Here is a 1,883-nt window from a genome sequence, read left to right on the forward strand (position 1 = left end):
ATCGGCCGACAGACGAAGCCGTAAGAACGAGCCTGCCTTGACCGACTTAAGAAAAAGGGTGTATCACTGTAAAAAAAGGGATATTTCAGGAAGAATGGCCGTGAAACCGGAGCGGTAACCGGACTGTGGCAGCCGCCGGAGACGACATCGGAGGAAGAGGAGAAAAAGGTGTGCGGTACACACCGAAAAGTACAAGAAGACATTTAAAAACGGAAGGCTTCAGCCACACAGAAAAGATGCCCTTTCGAGACACCGCTTTCGCCGGCACCTTCAGGTGACGGGTTCTTTCCAGGGCGGGTAGAAACCGGGCTGCTGCAAATTGCCGGAAAGCATATCTCGCCGGATGATCCTGAGCCACCGGGAAGGTTCATACGGTGTGAGGTGCTGAATTTGCAAGCCGGATGTTTTATTCCTCCGGACTATACATAGTTTGGCCAAAGGAAGGAAACATACGGTTTACAGCGTATTCCTGAGATAGGGTGAGAAACAAAAGTCCCCTCGAAGGGGACTCGATTTATTTACGAATAAAATACTCTATAGCAGAATGTACCAGAACATAATGAGTAGGGGTACTTCTACATTGCGATGCATAAGGATTCGGGAACTCCAAAGCAAGGGATTGATACAATGAAGGTATTTCTTTTTGGATTCGCTTTACCAGCAACCTGTACGAACAAGGTCGTGCATAGCGCATAAGCTGTTTCCACCTTTCTATGTTTATTTCAGTACAATTGGTTTCGTAAATCATAAGATTTCAAGTTAAACTTGGGGTTGTTAGCCCCAAGCAGATTAAGCTACTGATATTTCATTTATAATCAAGAAAGTGTCATCGTCATTAAAGGCAGAAAGCTTGTCTTCTGCTTCTGATATGTTATCAAGAGTGATGCCGGTTATACTTTTTATTACTGAAACAACTTCATCCCATGAATCGTAATATTCTATTCCTTCCTTTTCACTGTCAACCATATAACGGAATGAGTAAAACAGACCTTCTGTATCATTAGTTTCAAAGATTCCACAACCAGGCTCTTCCGAATAGTAGAAAAGCTGAAGGTCATATTTCTCTGCTATCTTGTCCATCAGTTCTGAACAGGCAACCCAAGCCGTTTCAGTAGTCAACTTTAAGGAAGCCATATCGTTACCATAATCTTTAATATCTTCTTCTATGTAAGAGATTTCTCCTCGGGCTGGCAATTCTTCTTCAACCTCTGGCAAAAGTTGTTTTTTAATGTAACCGAGCCAATAAGAGTTACCTAAGAATGTAAAAGGTTTGCTTTCCTTTGTTCTGTCAATATCAACAGTATTCTTCAAGTCTGTATATAGTCTCTTTATATTATCCTTGTTACCATAAAGTGTATAATATGTAGTGTTCCAATTTGGCATAGCTGTAAATATTTATTGTGGTTATAATGGATGTTTTGTTTGTTCCTGTTGAAGTTTGCAGAGCTTAATGCTCTGCAAATGGTATCTTCTTAAGACAGTCCTTAATAGTGCAGCCTCTTGGCAGAGTGTTATCTATCTGGGCTGTTATTCCTTTTATGTTCAGCTCCATAATCTCGGATAGACTGACATAGCCAAATTCCCACTCAAAAATGTGACAATAGCCAAACATCAGCCAGTCATCACCTTCCTGACTTGCTTCGGTTATAAGCCAGCAGGCTTCAGAAAAAGGAACGTAAAACTTTGCAATAACCTCTGCATTTGTACCTTGTCCGTCTTTTGAATACAAAGGATTGGCGTTAAACTTCGCCAGGAGTTCTTCTGAAATCTTTATCATATCGCTCTGAATTAGTTGGTTAAACATCGAATTATTCTTCAGCGAGCTTTAGACCTTTTTTTGAAAGATTTCCTTTCCTGTGTCTTTCGCATCCGCTGACTTTTTT

The 1,883-nt window shown here is 41.0% G+C and carries 2 protein-coding genes; both read right to left on the reverse strand.

Translation table 11 applies throughout. From position 1 onward, the window contains the following. Positions 1 to 789: 789 nt before the first annotated feature. Positions 790 to 1,383, reverse strand: a complete 594-nt coding sequence (locus tag B5F71_RS19345; protein ID WP_087213598.1) for a hypothetical protein — start codon at positions 1,381 to 1,383, stop codon at positions 790 to 792. Positions 1,384 to 1,447: 64 nt separating this feature from the next. Next, positions 1,448 to 1,777 carry a DUF2958 domain-containing protein gene (locus B5F71_RS19350; protein WP_087213601.1) on the reverse strand — a complete coding sequence of 110 codons (330 nt, stop codon included), beginning with the start codon at positions 1,775 to 1,777 and terminating at the stop codon, positions 1,448 to 1,450. Between the last annotated feature and the right edge of the window lie 106 nt (positions 1,778 to 1,883).

Source organism: Bacteroides sp. An269, assembly GCF_002159755.1.
In the GTDB taxonomy this organism is placed as follows: domain Bacteria; phylum Bacteroidota; class Bacteroidia; order Bacteroidales; family Bacteroidaceae; genus Phocaeicola; species Phocaeicola intestinalis.

Bases quoted from the DNA above. Each gene is read 5' to 3' on its own strand.
- B5F71_RS19345 (WP_087213598.1), bottom strand. From the start codon at position 1,383: ATGCCAAATTGGAACACTACATATTATACACTTTATGGTAACAAGGAT.
- B5F71_RS19350 (WP_087213601.1), bottom strand. From the start codon at position 1,777: ATGATAAAGATTTCAGAAGAACTCCTGGCGAAGTTTAACGCCAATCCT.